Source organism: Niallia laureatilytica, assembly GCF_046613985.1.
Lineage (GTDB): Bacteria > Bacillota > Bacilli > Bacillales > Cytobacillaceae > Niallia.
On record NZ_JBKKHP010000007.1, the window covers coordinates 200,229 to 218,178 of the forward strand.

17 protein-coding genes and 1 riboswitch are annotated in these 17,950 nt (G+C 33.9%); of the genes, 9 read left to right on the forward strand and 8 right to left on the reverse strand.

The features are described from left to right. Nucleotides 1–26 precede the first annotated feature (26 nt). Complete coding sequence (gene cydD, locus ACLIJJ_RS17735) at nt 27–1,760, forward strand: thiol reductant ABC exporter subunit CydD (RefSeq protein ID WP_411411402.1); 1,734 nt, start codon at nt 27–29, stop codon at nt 1,758–1,760. Continuing rightward, nucleotides 1,757–3,475 carry a thiol reductant ABC exporter subunit CydC gene (cydC, locus tag ACLIJJ_RS17740; RefSeq protein WP_411411403.1) on the forward strand — a complete coding sequence of 573 codons (1,719 nt, stop codon included), beginning with the start codon at nt 1,757–1,759 and terminating at the stop codon, nt 3,473–3,475. The genes cydD and cydC overlap by 4 nt, the downstream gene beginning before the upstream one ends. Nucleotides 3,476–3,685: 210 nt before the next feature. On the opposite strand, the gene ACLIJJ_RS17745 is transcribed toward cydC, so the two are convergent. Together ACLIJJ_RS17745 and ACLIJJ_RS17750 are read right to left on the reverse strand one after the other, a co-directional pair. Beyond that, nucleotides 3,686–3,988 (reverse strand): hypothetical protein, encoded by a 303-nt coding sequence (locus ACLIJJ_RS17745; protein ID WP_251646711.1) that lies wholly within the window; start codon nt 3,986–3,988, stop codon nt 3,686–3,688. Nucleotides 3,989–4,057: 69 nt separating this feature from the next. Continuing rightward, nucleotides 4,058–4,312 (reverse strand): hypothetical protein, encoded by a 255-nt coding sequence (locus tag ACLIJJ_RS17750; RefSeq protein WP_411411404.1) that lies wholly within the window; start codon nt 4,310–4,312, stop codon nt 4,058–4,060. 335 nt (nt 4,313–4,647) lie between these two features. Between ACLIJJ_RS17750 and ACLIJJ_RS17755 the strand changes: the two genes are divergently transcribed. The 4 genes from ACLIJJ_RS17755 (at nt 4,648) to ACLIJJ_RS17770 (ending at nt 9,587) form a co-directional block, all read left to right on the forward strand. Next, complete coding sequence (locus tag ACLIJJ_RS17755) at nt 4,648–4,863, forward strand: hypothetical protein (protein ID WP_411411405.1); 216 nt, start codon at nt 4,648–4,650, stop codon at nt 4,861–4,863. Nucleotides 4,864–5,641: 778 nt separating this feature from the next. Beyond that, the gene (locus ACLIJJ_RS17760) at nt 5,642–5,947 is read left to right on the forward strand and encodes a hypothetical protein (protein WP_233314902.1); all 306 of its coding nucleotides are present in this window, start codon (nt 5,642–5,644) and stop codon (nt 5,945–5,947) included. Between the two features lie 880 nt (nt 5,948–6,827). Further along, nucleotides 6,828–7,637, forward strand: a complete 810-nt coding sequence (locus ACLIJJ_RS17765; RefSeq protein WP_411411406.1) for a class I SAM-dependent methyltransferase — start codon at nt 6,828–6,830, stop codon at nt 7,635–7,637. Nucleotides 7,638–8,147: 510 nt separating this feature from the next. Continuing rightward, nucleotides 8,148–9,587 (forward strand): glycoside hydrolase family 5 protein, encoded by a 1,440-nt coding sequence (locus tag ACLIJJ_RS17770; protein WP_411411407.1) that lies wholly within the window; start codon nt 8,148–8,150, stop codon nt 9,585–9,587. Between the two features lie 66 nt (nt 9,588–9,653). On the opposite strand, the gene ACLIJJ_RS17775 is transcribed toward ACLIJJ_RS17770, so the two are convergent. The 6 genes from ACLIJJ_RS17775 to ACLIJJ_RS17800 form a co-directional block, all read right to left on the reverse strand. Continuing rightward, complete coding sequence (locus ACLIJJ_RS17775; RefSeq protein WP_411411408.1) at nt 9,654–10,844, reverse strand: chromate transporter; 1,191 nt, start codon at nt 10,842–10,844, stop codon at nt 9,654–9,656. 197 nt (nt 10,845–11,041) lie between these two features. Next, on the reverse strand, nt 11,042–11,998 hold the full coding sequence (locus ACLIJJ_RS17780) for a hypothetical protein (RefSeq protein ID WP_411229632.1): 957 nt from the start codon (nt 11,996–11,998) through the stop codon (nt 11,042–11,044). 26 nt (nt 11,999–12,024) lie between these two features. Then, nucleotides 12,025–12,111, reverse strand: a riboswitch (cyclic di-GMP riboswitch). A gap of 332 nt (nt 12,112–12,443) precedes the next feature. Then, complete coding sequence (locus ACLIJJ_RS17785) at nt 12,444–12,788, reverse strand: hypothetical protein (RefSeq protein WP_411411409.1); 345 nt, start codon at nt 12,786–12,788, stop codon at nt 12,444–12,446. A 130-nt stretch (nt 12,789–12,918) separates the two neighbouring features. After that, nucleotides 12,919–13,596: a VOC family protein gene (locus tag ACLIJJ_RS17790; protein WP_411411410.1), complete on the reverse strand. Its 678-nt coding sequence runs from the start codon at nt 13,594–13,596 to the stop codon at nt 12,919–12,921. 302 nt (nt 13,597–13,898) lie between these two features. Continuing rightward, nucleotides 13,899–14,081, reverse strand: coding sequence for a DUF1272 domain-containing protein (locus tag ACLIJJ_RS17795; protein ID WP_233314908.1), 183 nt, complete (start codon nt 14,079–14,081; stop codon nt 13,899–13,901). A 63-nt stretch (nt 14,082–14,144) separates the two neighbouring features. Continuing rightward, complete coding sequence (locus tag ACLIJJ_RS17800) at nt 14,145–14,705, reverse strand: cysteine hydrolase family protein (protein WP_233314909.1); 561 nt, start codon at nt 14,703–14,705, stop codon at nt 14,145–14,147. A 575-nt stretch (nt 14,706–15,280) separates the two neighbouring features. Between ACLIJJ_RS17800 and purB the strand changes: the two genes are divergently transcribed. Genes purB through ACLIJJ_RS17815 form a run of 3 tightly spaced genes read left to right on the forward strand, consistent with a single transcriptional unit; the run spans nt 15,281 to nt 17,941 of the window. Next, nucleotides 15,281–16,645 carry an adenylosuccinate lyase gene (gene purB / locus ACLIJJ_RS17805; RefSeq protein ID WP_411411411.1) on the forward strand — a complete coding sequence of 455 codons (1,365 nt, stop codon included), beginning with the start codon at nt 15,281–15,283 and terminating at the stop codon, nt 16,643–16,645. Continuing rightward, a complete protein-coding gene (locus ACLIJJ_RS17810) occupies nt 16,638–17,150 on the forward strand; it encodes a GNAT family N-acetyltransferase (protein WP_282581469.1) in 513 nt (170 codons plus the stop codon). Before purB ends, ACLIJJ_RS17810 begins: the two co-directional genes overlap by 8 nt. Before the next feature lie 5 nt (nt 17,151–17,155). Further along, nucleotides 17,156–17,941 (forward strand): transporter substrate-binding domain-containing protein, encoded by a 786-nt coding sequence (locus ACLIJJ_RS17815; protein WP_233315618.1) that lies wholly within the window; start codon nt 17,156–17,158, stop codon nt 17,939–17,941. Nucleotides 17,942–17,950: the final 9 nt, after the last annotated feature.

Consider the following 17,950-nt stretch of genomic DNA (forward strand, 5'->3'; position numbering starts at 1 on the left):
AGATTGAACAAAGGGCTGAATTGATTATGCAAAAATTAAAGCAGACCATCTGGTTATATAAAAAAAGAATTTTTCTTTTAATGGGATTAACATTAATACTTGGTATAGCCGTTATTACACAGGCTTTCGCAATGACGAATATAGTGGATGGTGTCTTCTTGAATCGTCAAACCTTTTCAGCAGTTATACCATGGTTAATCCTATTATTATTCATACTATTGATTAGATCTAGTTCTGATTATCTAAGTAAACGTATCGGTGTTTCCATTGCGAGCGATGTAAAGAATGCTACGCGTAAAGAATTATTAACGAAATATGCTGGTAGCTCTATTCAGTTAGCAGAAAAAGGGCAAACAGGTAAAAAGGTTAGTATGCTGCTTGATGGTGTGGATGAGATGGATAGCTTTTATAGTCAATTTATTCCGCAAGTGATGCAGAGCACCTTTGTACCGATTTTAGTGCTAATAATCATTTTTACACAACATATCAATTCAGGTTTAATACTATTAGTTTCCGCTCCTTTTATTCCGATCTATATGATTATCATCGGAATTAAAACGCAAAAAAAATCAGAAGAGAAGTTAGAAAAACTAGCTTCTTTTTCTGGTAACTTTTTAGATGCATTAAAAGGGCTTGTTACGTTAAAGTTATTCGACCAAACAAAGCGTCAAAAAGACGAATTAGAAAAGAGTAGCTTAAGTTTTCGTGATACAACTCTTGATATATTAAAGATAGCTTTTACACAATCCTTTGCACTGGAACTTATCTCTATGCTAAGTATAGGAATTGTTGCACTGGAATTGGCTATACAGATGATTATTTATGAAAACATGTCATTCTTCACGGCCTTTTTAATTCTTATATTAGTTCCTGAGTTTTTTACTTCATTAAAAGAACTAGGAACAACATTCCATAATGGCAGAGCAAGTATGGGAGCGACGAAAAAAGTATTAGAAGAATTTGAGGAACAAGAAAACTTGTTGTTATGGGGAAAAGAAGAGCTGCCAAAGCAGGATGTTCCTCCAACTATATTCCTTGATCAAGTAGGATATACCTATCCTGTTGGGGACTTTCAATTAAAGCCGGTCACTGCTACGTTCTTGCCAAAACAAAAGATTGCCATAGTTGGTGCAAGTGGAACAGGGAAATCTACTTTACTTAACATATTGGCAGGAATGATAACTCCAGATCATGGGTCAGTTAAAATTAATAGTAGAGAGCTGACTAACTATACAGAAGCTTCCTGGTTAAATCAGATCTCTTACATTTCACAGCACCCTTATATTTTTTCTGGTACGATAGCTGAAAATATATCAATGGGGATTACAGATAAGGTAGACGAAACAGCTATAGAAGAGGCTGCAAGATTGGCTGGGCTTTTACCACTTATAAAATCTTTAGAAAAAGGGTTTCAAACAGAAATAGGGGAAGCAGGCAGGGGATTATCTAGCGGCGAGAAACAAAGGGTATCCATTGCCAGAGCCTTTCTGAAAAAACCGAATATAGTTTTACTTGATGAGCCAACACGAGGACTTGATCTTGCTACGGAAAGTATCTTGCAGCAATCGATTGAAATGCTAAGTGAAAAGGCGACTGTTATAACGGTAGCACATCGATTGCATACCATTAAAAATGCAGATCAGATTCTCTATCTAGAGAATGGGCAGTTACAAGCAACTGGTACGCATGAATACTTGGTTGAGAATATCCCAGCATATAAAAAAATTGTTACCATTCAAAAAGGGGGGGCTAAACAATGAGCGCTTTGCTAAAAGTAATTAAACTAGTTTTAATAGAGAAAAAAGATATCGTTATTGCGGTTATCTGTGGCTTTATTGCTGGAATTAGTAGTGTAGGTTTATTTGCAGCAAGTGGTTATCTTATTTCTAAATCGGCCTTAACCCCTCCCTTTTATACATTAATTGTATTAACATCAACTGTAAAATTATTAGGTCTAGTTAAAGCAGGGGCAAAATACGGAGAGCGTCTTTATTCCCACAGAGCAACATTTACCATTTTAAGTAATTTGCGAGTGGCTTTTTTTGAAAAATTAACTCCACTTGTTCCAAATGTTTTTCAAAAGTATAGAAGTGGAGATTTACTAGCACGTGTAGTTGGAGACGTAGAAAGTTTACAAAATTTCTTTCTGAGAGTTTTTTACCCACCAATGGTGTTATTACTTGTTTTTATTAGTACCATTTTCTTTGCTAGCTTCTATTCAATGGAGATTGCTGTAATCCTTTTAATTGGATTTTTATTGACCACCGTCCTTATTCCAGCGCTATTTACCTTAAGACAAGTGAAGATTAATGGCAAAGTTAGAAATGAACGTGGTGAATTATCCACATATATTACAGAAATGATGTTTGGCTTTCGTGATTTAAAGTTATTTCAACAATTACAAACAAAACAAAATCATTTAATAAGTCAATCAGAAGCCTATATTGCTCAACAAAAAGCTGAAAATATAAATAAAATATCCAGTCAATCTTTTAATGGATTTATTACCTTTGTAGTCAGCTGGTTTGTCTTAGGCTTTGGAGCATATTTAGTTACGAATGGTACATTAGAAGGGATATTTTTGGCAATGCTAGTCATGGTTTCCCTTACTGTCTTTGAGCCTGCAGCACCAATGGCCGTCTTTCCAATCTATATGCAAGAAAGCAGTGATGCTTCCAAGCGTTTATATGATGTAGTAGAAGACCCAGACATACAGGTTAATGAGACTAAGGCGACTATATTTAAATTACCGGATAATGCCCCATCACTACACTTTAAAGAAATCCAGTTTACACACCAAGGCGATTGGCGGACAACAATCCCTAATCTTTCATTAACGATACCATCTAAATCGAAAGTAGCAATTGTAGGTGCAAGTGGTTCTGGAAAATCCACATTACTGCAAATTGCCTTAAAGTTACTACAAGTTCAAAACGGTAAAGTATTCTGGGATAAACAAGATACAGCAAGTATTGCAGGCGAAGCAATCTGGGAACAAGCAAAGGTAGTGTTGCAGGAAAATCATTTCTTTTATGGTACCATCCGAGAAAATCTAAAATTAGCTGGAGCTGAACTTACAGATGATCAGTTGAAAGCTGCCTTAACTAACGTAAATCTTGAACAATTTTCATTAGATCAGCAAGTATTAGAAAACGGTGAAAATCTTTCAGGAGGAGAAAAACAGCGATTAGCCATTGCTAGAGCTTTCCTAAAGAAAGGACATCTGTGGTTATTAGATGAGCCCACTTCATCATTAGATGCACTGACAGAACAAAGTATTTATCAGCGACTTTTCGAATATGCAAAAGAGGATACTTTAATACTAATCAGTCATAGGCTGCAAGGATTAGACAGAATGGATCTAATTATTGTAATGGACCAAGGAAATATTATAGAATCCGGTTCCTATCAAGAGCTTATGAACAAACAAGGATACTTCTATGAAATGAAAACATTAGAAGAAAGTTTACTATAAAAAAGTATAAAAGTTAATATTAATACAGAGAACCTTGTGAAGAAATGTACTTAAATAATACCAATTCCAATAAATCCAGCTGTGAATAGCTGGATTTTTTTATAATAAGCTGGATTATATTCTTGTTGGTAAAGGAGCTTACTTATAAGTGAAATTGTTTGTAAGGATTTACCCATAAATAAGCACAAAAAAGCCTCCAAGTAGAGACTTTTATGGTCCTCCTATCCCATATGCTACTAACAGCAAAAAAGTAAACAAAGATAACAGTACAAAAAAGATGGAATTAGAAATAATACTGAAAACCATGATTGGCTTATCTTTCGTTTTTATTCCTAATATCATTGCTACTATAAACCCAATGTCGATTATAAAATATAGGGTTATACTAACCAGCATATGTACATTGGGAAAGTATCGAAAAACAGAGAACACTATAAATGCTAAAACAAGTAAAATAACAGTAAGTGCAATTGGGTTAAAACCTTTTCTAATTTCCTGAGTCTGTTCACTCATATTTTTTTACACCTCCTTAGATACCTAAAAAATGGGTTACAGTACAGTCTAATCACCTTTTTAATACTATTACGGTTCTGAAATTCCATTTGCCAATGCTAAAAGAAATGTAATGATTGACATTATCACAATTAAAACAGGACTTGATACTATGCTAACAACAAACAGGGCAGAGTTTATCCTGTTTTTAAAAGATAAAATAAAGGCTACAATGCTTCCGGCAATAACTATTAAATAGCAAATTACCACTTTATCTAAACTAAATGTATTAGGATGATGTCTAGAAATATACAACACTACAATTACAGCAATAAATGCATGCACTAATTATAATGGATACAAAATTATTTTGTTTTTCCTTCCTTAGAACAGTCATTTAATCACCTATGAGTAATTTTATCAAATTATTGTAATTTTTACCAACTAAAACGATGTATTCTAAATGTTAAAAATTGGTATAAAAGGAGGCTGAGGTGATTATGGCTAAACCCTATAATGATTAGAGAAGATTATAAAAGAGTGACTATGCTTTTGAAAAGGCAGGGGCCTGTCCTTGTGAAACAATCTGTGTAGGATAGTTTAATAGTGAAACTTTAAAAATTCTCATACGTATTTAAAAATACAGCAAATGCTGTGTAAATGAAAGGGATGGTTTTACTATGTTATGGATTTTTTCTCAAGATAAACAAAGTTTGATAAGTGTAAAAGAGGTTACTGTAGAAGGAAAAAAAATAGTAGGCAGTTCAAATGAATGGAATAAAGCTTTAGGGAAGTATGAATCTAATGAAAGAGCATTAGAAATTCTTCATGAGATATTTATGAAAATACAAGAAAGCAATGATATTTCTGTGACATACACTATGCCTATAAAATAAAAGTTGATTTTTTAAGGTAGCGGGGCACTAATCCAAGAAGGATTAATGCCTTGTTTTTTTATGTCTTTTCTGAAGCTGCAATGAATGGTTAGCGTAAGCGTAATTCTTCACAACAAAAAATCAGCAAGAATTGGATAAGTGGCGTATCCATAATGAAAAAGGGATAATATCCTATATTAGGTGAAGCCTTCATTAACAGACCTTCTTAAAGGTGTTCCATGATCCTGGTACACCTATTTTATTTTTGTGAAGAAGAAGAGGATTTCCCATGAGGCCTAAGTTTTAAGAGTTAAGGTGTTTATAATTGAGGGAGATTAGTGCAATAAGAATGTCAATAAATTTAAGTATCTAAACGAAGCAGTTTAGAGATATAATAAACACACATACAAACAAAAGGGAATTTACTGAAATATTAGGATGAAGAGAAAAAAATGACTACTCCGGATCTATATTCAAAGTTAGTTTTAGCACCTACATACATACTTGTATTAATAATATCAATTCTTTATCTGTTATTAAATTTTAAGAAAAAAGGGTTCTTTGCATTTACGTTTAAAATATATGCGATATTTATTTTAGGTAATTACGTATTAGCACTTTATTTTCGTTTTTTAGTTAAGTAAAAAAATTCACTAACCACCTTATTTGGTGGTTTTTTCATGTTATAAATGAGATTGAGTAAAAAATATATATAAAACATCCCTAATCGCTAATACTTATGTTATCATTAGTGTAATATTATACTTTTATATAAAAATTACACAAGGGGAAAAGTTTAATGCAAAAGAGTCACTTAGTTTTATGGCTGTTAATAATTACTGCAACAGCATTAGGAGTATATGGACAATCACTAGCCTATTTTCTTGAGGGGATAATTAATACGACAGATAGCATTTATTACTTAACTATAATTACTGTAATTAGCATAAGTATATGCTTAGTTACTCCCGTAATAGGATTTTGGATGATAAAATTAAAAAAAGTTGAAAAAAAATACAGTCTTTTATACATTTTTGTTTTTGGAACAGTAGGAACCTTTGTATCAATGTGGTCATTATTTGTTTGTGCAATGTGGTGGGGGTAATTTATGTATTGCTAAGGTGCATTCATATACATATTGTCATCTCTTAAGGTGTTGGTGTTGCCCTTATTATAGAACTATCTGGCTGTAATAAGTGAAGAGGGCCATCCTAATGTCATAAATGAAGTATATAATAGTAGAACAAGGAACATAACAACCACTTACAATAGATTGATAAGTCTGGTACAATAGTTGTGCTTATTTTACCAACTGTTTTATTGTAATAGTTTTGATTCATGGAGAGTGTAGTAATGAAAAGGTTCTTAACAGCCACACTATCTGTTGTTTTATTTGCAGTATTATATTCTTGTATTTACTATGCACCTGATTTTGGTTTCTTTTGGTCCATTTTATTACTTTATAGGAATACCGGTATCACTACTTATAAATGTTGGCATGGAAAACATAGTAATAGAATCAAAAAAGGTAAGATATTTTCTCGTTTTGGGAATGTATTCAGTAGCTGTTATTCTTGCTGGTGTTCTATTTTTAATTATAGGGTCTCACTCTTTCCTTATTAAAGATGCCATTATATTTTCAATAATAGGAATCATTGCATCAAATATTTATTTTCATTTATCATTGTTGTTATCAAAAGTAAATTTAAAACCAATATGAATTTTACATGGAGACAGCTACTATTATGTGGCTGTTTTTTATGTAATTAGGGATTATTCCTTTTAATGATGAAAGTAAAAAACAGACACTTGTGAAAAAATGCACTGCTGTTTTACTTAAAAGAATAAGCTTAAATTTCTTGTGAAACCTCATCCATTCCATTCTGGAATTAAATTGGCACTTATAATTTATTAGAGTACTTAATAATAATTGATAAAATAAAAGCAGTGGAATTAACATTTAGTTGGTGGGAAGGGGAAGTTATATGGATACAAAGATGGCGCGAAATAGGGCTGTGTTATCAGGAAAGTTAACTAATGTTCTAGATTCTAGAACGTTAGCAAACTCTCACAAAAGGCTTAAGGAAGTACTGACTGAAGGTATGACAATTCTCGATGTGGGCTGTGGCACAGGATCAATAACATATGGAATTGCAGAAGAAGTGGGTCCTAATGGTCGCGTGGTAGGGATCGATAGCAATCCGAATCTAATAAAAAAAGCCCGTCAAGCTTATGGCGAAACACCAGGATTGTTCTTTGAAACAGGTGATATCTATAATCTCCCCTATGATCAAGAATTTGACATCGTTACTGCATCAAGGGTTTTAATTTGGTTATCGGAACCATTAAAAGCATTAAAAAAACTGACTTCTGCTACTAAAATAGGAGGTCGTCTAATCATTGTGGATTACAATCATGAGAAAATTAATTGGCAGCCACAGCCGCCCTCAAGTATGCTTGCCTTCTACTCTGCCTATTTGAAATGGCGTTCGGAAGCAGGTATGGACAATTCGATTGCCGATAATCTCCCCAATATGTTTCAGAAAATAGGAATTGGAGAAATTACCGTAACTCCCCAACACGAACTAACAACGAAACCTCATCCTGAATTCCAAACTCGCATTGGAATTTGGGCAGATACTGCTTCAAGCAGAGGAATTCAAATGGTAAGAGACGGTTTCATAACGGAAAAAGATTACCTAAGGGCAGAAAATGAATATCGAGAATGGATGGTTAGGGATGCTGAATCATTAATGATGTATATGTTAGCTGTTGAAGGGAAGCGGCTTAAATAAATTAACCTCATTCTGAATCTTTAAAAGAGCTGCATTTATTTGCAGTTCTTTTTATCAGGAAAATGGCAGCATTCTTGTAATATCGGATAAAAAAAGTAGAGTATTCCTTTAATGATGGGGAATGATTTTTTTATGAGATAAAATGACAGGCTGGTTTAAGTAAATTAATTAACAAAGTAAGTAATTTAGTTGATTAGCTGCATAGTAAGAAAAACACCAGTTATAAGATTCATATAATTTTTATATTACACAGATCTAAACGCCTAAATGGATAGCCTTCAGACTCTTTAGGTCTTATTATTCATTTGGGATAAAATGATGGAAATATATTGTTTAATTATGAATTAATGTTATTATTACTTTATAATTACTTAATCGATAAATTAATAAATAGATTAAATTACTTTACTCTACTCTTATGCTTTTAACTCTTACTTTTTTATAGAAAGGAGGTATATGTAAAAAAAGAAAGAGTTAAAATAAAAATTTTAAAATATTGGGGGATTGGTTGTGAAAAAATTATCAAGTTTTATTCTAATTTTACTGTTAGTTACTTCTGCTTTGTTTATTACTGATTCAAAAGCAAGTGCTGCTTCGGGATTTTATGTAAGCGGTACCACTTTATATGATGCTACGGGTAAACCGTTTATTATGAGAGGTGTAAATCATGCTCATTCTTGGTTTAAAGAAGATTCAGCAGCTGCTATTCCAGCAATAGCAGCAACTGGAGCAAACACAGTAAGAATTGTTTTATCTGATGGTGGACAATACACCAAAGATGATATTAATACTGTTAAAAGCCTTTTGTCATTGGCAGAAAAAAATAAACTGATTGCAATTCTGGAAGTTCATGACGCAACAGGAAAAGACGATGTGGAATCTTTAAATCGTGCAGTCGATTATTGGATCAGCTTAAAAGACACATTGATAGGCAAAGAAGATAAAGTGATAATAAACATTGCGAATGAATGGTATGGTACTTGGGATGGTGCGGCATGGGCAGCTGGTTATAAACAAGCTATTCCAAAGTTACGGAATGCAGGCTTAAATCATACTCTAATAATTGATTCTGCTGGATGGGGACAATACCCAGCTTCCATTCATAATTATGGAAAAGAGGTATTTAATGCGGATCCATTGAAAAATACAATGTTCTCCATACATATGTATGAGTACGCTGGTGGGGATGCAGCAACTGTTAAGTCAAATATTGATGGTGTCTTAAACCAAGGATTAGCTTTAATAATAGGAGAGTTCGGACAAAAACATACAAATGGAGATGTAGATGAAGCAACCATCATGAGTTATTCAAAGCAAAAAAATGTCGGTTGGCTTGCATGGTCTTGGAAAGGAAATAGCACAGATTGGAGCTATCTGGATTTAAGCAACGATTGGTCGGGTAACAGTTTAACTGATTGGGGTAATACGGTTGTTAATGGGGCAAATGGGTTAAAAGCCACTTCAAAACTAAGCGGAGTATTCGGTAGCTCAGCAGGAACAAATAATATATTGTATGATTTTGAAAGCGGTAATCAAAACTGGACTGGATCAAATATCGCGGGTGGACCTTGGCCTACAACAGAATGGGCAGCAGGAGGCAAACAGTCATTAAAAGCTGATGTCCAACTATCTTCAAATTCCACCCATTATTTATCCCTATCTCAAAGTTTGAACTTTAGTGGGAAATCTAAGTTGAAAGCTACTGTTAAACATGCAAACTGGGGAAATGTCGGCAATGGAATAACTGCAAAACTATATGTTAAAACGGGTGGAGGCTGGAAATGGTTTGATAGTGGAGCAACAAAAATATCTTCTGATACGTCTCTAACACTTGATTTAACTACTATCTCTAATATCAATGACATTAAAGAGGTGGGTGTCCAGTTTACAAGTTCATCTAACAGTAGTGGTCAAACATCGCTTTATCTAGACAATATAACAACTCAATAAATGTTAGAGCTAATCCTTACAACAGTGAAGGATTAGCTTTTTATAGCAGCACTTAGTGAGCAATAGTTATACAATAAGAGAGCCGCCGATTGCTCCAGTAATAACTATTACCCATGGAGGAACTTTCCAATATACTAGCAGACTAAACAATATTGCTGCCAAAGCAAAATCAGGGGGAGAAAGTATGGAGCTAGTCCATATTGGATCATAAAAGGCTGCAATTAAAATCCCCACAACTGCGGCATTTACACCCATTAGGGCGCCGTTTATTTTTGGATTACGCCGTAATAAATCCCAAAATGGTAAGAAACCCACTATGAGCAAGAAACCCGGCAGGAAAATTGCAAATGTAGCGAATAAACCACCTTGCCATCCATATATAACAGTCCCGAGATATGCAGCAAAAGTAAATAATGGACCAGGAACAGCTTGGGCAGCACCATATCCTGCTAAAAATTCACCTTTATTTAACCAACCAGCAGGGATAAGTTCATTTTGAAGTAATGGCAAAACAACATGTCCACCACCAAAGACTAATGATCCTGAACGGTAAAAACTATCAAATATGGCTATCCAATTCGATGAGGTTATTTCTCTTAACAAAGGTAAAAGAAACAGTAAACTAAAAAAAACAATCAAACAACAAATAGAGAGCCATTTAGAAATGGAAAACTGTAGTTTTGTTTTATAGTCGTTATCTGGTTGGCTTCTATATAAAAGAAAGCCGATAATCGCTGATAGGAGTATAACGCCTATTTGAGTAAATACAGATTGCCAGATTAGAGTTCCAACTAATGAAAGTAAAGCAATTGTTTTTCTCTTTATATCTGGGGTTAAACTTTTTGCCATTCCTAATATAGCTTGAGCAACAACTGCGACTGCGACAATTTTTAGACCATGTATCCAGTCAGCTTCACCCACAAACCTTCCTCGGAGAAATAAAGCAAAAATTATTAATGCTAAAACAGAGGGAAGTGTAAAACCAATAAACGAAACAATACCTCCAAGAATGCCTCCCCGTAAAACACCAATGCCAATTCCAACTTGACTGCTAGCTGGTCCGGGTAAGAACTGACATAAAGCTACTAAGTCAGCATAACTTTTTTCATCCATCCATTTTCTTTTACGGATATATTCATTATGAAAGTAGCCAAGGTGAGCAATAGGTCCCCCAAAAGAAGTAAATCCAAGTTTACTAGAAACCAATAGGATTTCTAAAAGAGATTTAAATCCCTTATAATGTTTGCTATTCTTCATTTGCTCTCTCTTTTCAATCTGAATTTATAAGCAAAAGTGTAACAGTTTAGGAATTTTATACAATAGTATATACAGTAAATTAACAATATCTTAACTTTTGAATTTAATTTATCAGCCTTAGACTAGTATTACAGGATACTCACTTGCTATAAACAAAAAGGCATATACTGGAATATCAGCATATGCCTTTTTTATTATTAATCTAAATCCTCTGTCTCATCGATTGAGCTGTCTGTAGAAGCATCACCGCTAGTGTCAACCGCTGCATATTCTTGCTCTACCTTCAGCTCTTGTCCGTTTGCAAATTCTGCTTTAATACTGATTTTAATAAAGGATTGTAATCCTGTTATTTCTTTAATTTTATTAATAAGTTCTTCATCAGTTGCAGTATGTGTCAAACCAGTCGTAAATTGTGAGAAGAAAGTATTTGCATTTGGAATGCCGATATTATCCTTTACCATTAACTTAGATTTTTTGCCAAGCTTGAATTGAATCTTAAACTCTTTGTCGTTTTCATTCAATAACACAACTTTTAGCTCGTCCAATTCATAACTGTTGCGTATACCATCTTTATCTAAGTCTTCATCAGCATCTTTGATTCCGTCATTGTCACTGTCTTTATCTTTAGGATTATATCCAAGGTCAAATTCAATGCTATTAGTTAATTTATCCTTATCTGTATCTTCATTTCCGTCATTAAGTCCATCTTTGTCTGTATCTACTAATGTTAAGCTAGTACCCACGTAGATTTCCTCTTTGTTTGTGAGATTGTCACCATCTTCATCTTCTTGTGAATCAATGATTCCATCATTATCTGTATCTGCTTTTAACGGATTGAGCTTCCATTTAACTTCTAGACCGTTTATAAGTCCATCTTTATCCTTATCTTCGTTGCTGTCAGAAATCTTATCCCCATCAGTATCCTTTTTAATTGGATTTGAGTTAAGCTGGTATTCGAGCACGTTAGATAATCCATCTTTATCAGGATCTTTTTTAGCTGCTGCTTTTCCATTCCCAAGCTTGTATTTCTTTTGCCAGTCATCTGCTATCCCGTTTTTATCTTTATCGACAACTGTACTTTTCTTTGCCTCAGTTTGTAACCCTTGAGAAAAAATCAAGGACGTTGCCAAAACACCAATTGCTAACTTTTTCATTTCTCATTCACTCCTTATTTATTGTGAACGGCAGCTGGCTGACATAGCTTGGCATCACCTTAGTCCCTATAGCTTTGCGCCCCTAATTTTCATTAGGTTTGCCCCGTTTAATGTGAGTATACAAAGGGTGTCGAATTTTGTCATTATTTATTTTTCCGAAATATATTACCTTGTTAAAGGAGCTGTTTTTTGGTTTTTGTTAGTACAAATTTTTATATAGGAATCGGTTCCTATATGATTAGTGAAAGTACATTTTCTTAAATTAAAAGAGGGTGGCTATTAACTGCTATCCTTAAATCGCTGTTCCAAAAATCCTTTGAGAATAAAAAAAATGGCTAAGGCATGATGAAAGAATTGGATAAAAGAAACGCACGTCAAGAAGATATATTTAAGCAGAGAAGACAATCAGGCTGTTTGCGCTGATTGTTTCCAATTTATTTGTGCATTATTTATTTATCCTTAATTTGGTTACTACTTTATTATTGATATGATTATTTTCGACTTTTTCTTTTACCCATAAACAAACATCAAATTTTTTATCTTCTACAAATTCATCCTTTAACTGCTTCATACTAGAAATATCACCATTAAATACTGTACTATCATCGATTAAAACCTCATACGATTCATAGGAAGCTTCAGGATTAACATCTTCTTCTCCTACAATGAAACTTTGATCACCTACTGCAAGAATGACTCCTTGAAAATCAGCATTGGAATGATTAGTTTTATTGCAGCCAATTAAAAACAATACGATAGTAGCTGCAATAAAAAGAGGTGGTTTTTTCATTCTGTCCCTCCCGTATTATTAATAATTTAATCTCTAATATTTATGGGGGTTTTTAGCTAACTCAAGTTAGATTTAGAAGACCATTTTGATGCAACAAACTACTTCCTTAATATCGTATTAATATGAAGCGTTATTCTTTTATTAGAAATTCATTCTTTGTATTAACTATTAATAGTTTATTATTATCTAATACTATTTCCAGTGGGAAAATAGCCGAATATTTTTCTGAAAAAAGCCATTTTCTATCTGGTTGAGCTAATATAACAAATATCCCTTTATGTTTTTTCCCCATAAAGTTTAAATATTTATCACTAATTGAATTATTATCTCGTTCAAAAATCCCGTTATTAATCATTTTTTGGCCAGTTTGCATTACATCTTCAACGACAAGACCAATTTCAGAAATATTAAGGATACTTTCTGGAGTAAATGGAAGGTTACTATTGGAGTTTATCCCATATCTTGCAATAAATTCAACTATATTACCAGAAGGATCATAGAAATAAAATGCATGGGCAGGTAGATGAGAGAAATCAACTTCATCTTCTCCATTTTCAGTTAATAAATTTAATCTCTCCTTAGTCCATTGTTTCGCTTCACTAAATTTATTAGCGGGAATATTAAATGCAAAATGATAAAATGGGTTATTCGAAGCACTCTGATTAGTAAACGTTAATTTGCTTGAGCCTACCATTATTTGAAAATTATTGTCATCCTCATCAACTAAAGTAAAACCAAGCGTTTTAGTATAGAACATCTTTGTTTCTACTAAATTATTTGAGTGTAAAGTTAATGATTTGATTTCCATTGTTTTTTCCTTTCTCTAATTATTTAAAATAAAGATACCACATACTGGAATAATTTAGAATTTTAAGAACTTGAAAGTTTTAGTTATTGAAAAGGAGGATAGAAATGAACTTAATCAAGCGAGGGTAATCTAAAAAGGTGTAGCCGTGTATGTTATTAGTGCAACATGATTCAAAGAGGGGAGAGTAGTACAATGTACCAAAAGCTAGAAAGGCTCCCATATACACGACTAATAAAAAATAAGAATCAGTTTATGTTCAAAAAATAAGCAGAGAAAAATCTCTGCTTATCCAGGAAAGATGATTATCTATTTAATTGTTTTCTAGGTCTTCTAACTAGTTCTCCGCCACAGTTTGGGCAAATTTGTTTCATATTTTCTGTACAAGGTTCGCAAAATGTACATTCGTGAACACAAATATAAGCAATTGAGCTTTCCGCTAATAAAGAAGTACAGCGTTCACATTCTTTTCTCATTTCCAAAGCCATTATTATATTCCTCGCTTTTCAATTGTTTTAGATAAACATGCTTCTGCACTTAAACTCGTTTTACTATTCTCTGTAAGAATCATGTGATGGTGTATACAAGTCTTCCACTGAATTCCTGACAATTGAAAAGTGATCAACATTGTAATGGCCATGAAGAGTATCATTATGGTGATTTATAATTTGTTCTGCACGTAAAAAATCATTGTCTGTTGTTGAATGGGCGTCGCCTACTAATGTAACGTCAAAGCCATTGACAGTGGCTGTTCTAACGGCTGTATCTATGCAATGCTGTGTTTTACAACCAGCAATAACGATATGTTTTATGTTTTGTGATTTCAGATGCTTCAAAAGATTTGTCCCATGAAAGGGATTCGTTGCAGTCTTATCAAAGAAGATTGGATCAGAAGGCATATTAATTTCATTGTGAACTTGAAATCCGCTCCCTACACCTCCTGCAACTTCTGAATCTCTTACAAATAATACGGAGACATTTGCTTCTGCCGCCTTTTTGATTAATAAATTTATATTTTTAATCAGTTGTTCTTTATTAAAAACTACTCCTTCTTCTTGATTGCCATCAATTATTTCTTGCTGGGCATCGATGATTAGCAATGTTTGGTTCAAATTATTTTCCCCTATCAGAATTTGGGAAAACGCTAAGTAGTTAGATTACTTAATCGTAATCCCTCGATAGATTTTTACGTAAATATTTTTTTTATTAGTCATAATACCTACCTCCTACATTTTTTTATCAAAAGTATCTGAATTATCAGATGTTTAAATTGTAACATAATTATTTTCATGATAGGCTAAGTTGTAGAAGATAAATAATGAATTTTTCCTTTTATAATAGAAGCTTGGAAAAATATAAAAAGATTTTAATAGATGATTTGATAAAGCAAGATATTATAACCTATAGAATTAACTAATAGGCAACTATGCTTGGGTTGGTAACGGCTTTAGGAACTTGCTTGTTTTAGGTTATAAACTAACAGATTGGCAGTTTCTAGTAGTTAATTAGAAACTGTTTCCATTTTAAATCGTTTCCAATTTATATGTACATTTTCAATTTTAAATAAATTGTTGCAAGTTAAAAACACTATGTTATAATTCACACTATAAACATAGGAATTATATATTTTATGAGTTAAAGGACTAACTAGTATATTCTGGATTTCAACATGGGAGTGTTAACAAAAATGGGTTCACATGTTTTAGACTTAAAAATGTTGCAAAATAACTTTAGTACAGAGGAAATGCGTGCTGTATGGAATGATGAAAATAGATTACAGAAAATTCTTGATGTTGAAGCTGGATTAGCGTTGGCGGAAAGTGAACTACGAGTTATTCCCGAAAAAGCGGGAAGTGTAATAAAAGATGCTGCAAAAATAGAAAACTTCGAAATTGACAAAATAGCAGCAGAGGCTGCGAAGCTAAAACATTCATTAATGGCAACTGTTAATCACTTGCAATCACTTTCTGGTGAGTATGGTGAATTTGTTCATTATGGAGTAACTACTCAGGATGTAACGGACACAGGTATGATTCTTCAGTTGAAAGAAGCAAATCACATACTTAAACGAGATATTAAGAAAGTAGCGGAGCTTTTAATTGGATTAGCTTCTACCTATAAAGATACGCCAATGCCTGGAAGAACACACGGAATGCAAGGATTACCAACAACGTTCGGCTTTAAGATGGCAGTAGTATTAAGTGAGTTTGAACGTCATTTAGAAAGATTACAGGCTGTTGAAACGAGAGTCTTTACTGGTGTGCTAGCAGGAGGGGTCGGAACCTACGCAGCATTAGGCAGTATTGGTCCTAAAGTAGAAGCAAGAGCATTAGAAATTCTAGAATTGGATACCCCAGATATTTGTTGGCATTCCTCTCGTGATAGAGTTTCTGAATATGGTTCTGTACTTGGTTTGATAAGTGGATCTCTAGGGAAGTTAGGGAATGAATTTTATAATTTAATGCGTACAGAAATTGATGAGGTAGAGGAGCCATTTAAAACAGGAAATGTTGGCTCAACTACAATGCCTCATAAACGCAACCCGGCTATTTTTGAAGGTATCGCAAGCTTAACGAAACCTATTTTGCATAGTGTTGCATTGCTCCATGAATCATTAGTGATGGAGCATGAGCGAGATGCAATGAGCTGGAGAAGTGAATGGATTGCTTTACCTGAAATTTGCTTATATCTTTCTTCTCAGTTGAAAAGCACAATCACTGTTCTTGAAGGATTAGTAGTAAAACCTGAAAATATGATGAGAAACTTGGAAATGCAAGGTGGTCTTGTCCTGTCAGAACGTGTCATGTTTGCATTATCTGAAAAGGTTGGGAAGCAAACTGCTCATCACCTTGTGTATCAAATCTCTATGGAGTCAGTCGAACAAAAAGTCCCATTTAAAGAACTTCTGTCAGCAAATGAGAAAGTAGGCTCGGTGCTGTCGAAAGAACAGATTAATCAGCTGCTAGATCCAAGTCAGTATACTGGTCTTGCAAGCCAAAAGGTAGATGAGGTTATTCAATCTATTAAGAATGGAGGGTTATTAGTTGAGTAATTTGACCTTTCATCAAGCTACTAATAAGGATATCAAAGCATTACTAGATTTATCACTACGCGGTTATGCTTCCATCCGTGAGCTTGGCATTAATTTTGCAGCAGCCACTGCTGATGAGCAGCTAGTAGAAAAAAATGTCAATGAAAATATATGTTTTTATATGAAGGATGGCGACGAGATGGTAGCGACTGCTTCTATCCGTATGCCATGGAGCAGCCATCATGGGCCATATGAAATACCGCATATTTGGTGGGTTGCTGTTGCTCCTGAGTTTAAACGCAAGGGTTATGCATCAAAACTCTTAGATTTCATTGAAAATGATTACTTGCGAGACACGCTTCATTGTCCTTCTGTTTCATTAGGCACAGCAAAGGAGCATCCTTGGCTTGCAGACATGTATCTAAAGCGTGGCTATGAAAAGGTTGGAGAGTCCGATTTAGGTAAAGGACATGTAACAATCTATTTAGAAAAACTATTATTAGCAAAAACATATAAGAAAAGGTAGGAGACATCATGAAAAAGAAATTACTTGTAGTTATTACTATGGCAGTTATGTTGTTATTAGCAGCTTGCGGAAGTGGAAATGAAGAATCAGGGGATAGCAAAAAGAAAGTTCTTCGTGCAGGATCAACGGCACAAAGTTATCCGAACGGCTATGAAGAAGATGGTAAATTAATTGGATTTGACGTAGAAGTATTTGAAAAGATTGCTGCAAACTTAGGCTATGATGTGGAGTGGGTTAAAACGGACTTCGCAGGTTTAATGGGACAATTAGAAACAGGGAAAATTGATACTGTTGCAAACTTCGTTGCTGTAACGGAAGAAAGAAAAGCAAAATATAATTTCTCTGAGCCATATGCTTATGCTGGGGCTACAATTGTTACAAACAAGGACAATGATTTTGATAGTTTAGATGATTTAAAAGGGAAAACAGTTTCTGGCGTTTTAGGCTCTAATAATGTTGTAAATCTAGAAAATTTTGATCCTGAAATTATCGCAAAAACTTATGAAACACGCGATGGCGCAATGAATGACGCAATCAACAATCGTGTCGATGGCTATGTTAACTCAAAATCATCTTTAATTGCTGAGATTGATAAAGGCGATCTACCATTGAAGTTTGTTGGTGACCCATTTGTGTACGAAGATGTTTCTTTCCCATTCGCAAAAACAGAAGATGGTGAGAAATTAGCAGAAGCATTTAATGCAGAAATTAAGAAATTACGTGAGGATGGAACATTAGCAGAACTATCTAAAAAATACTTTGCCGGTGAAGACATCACAGTTAAGGAATAATTTGGAGGA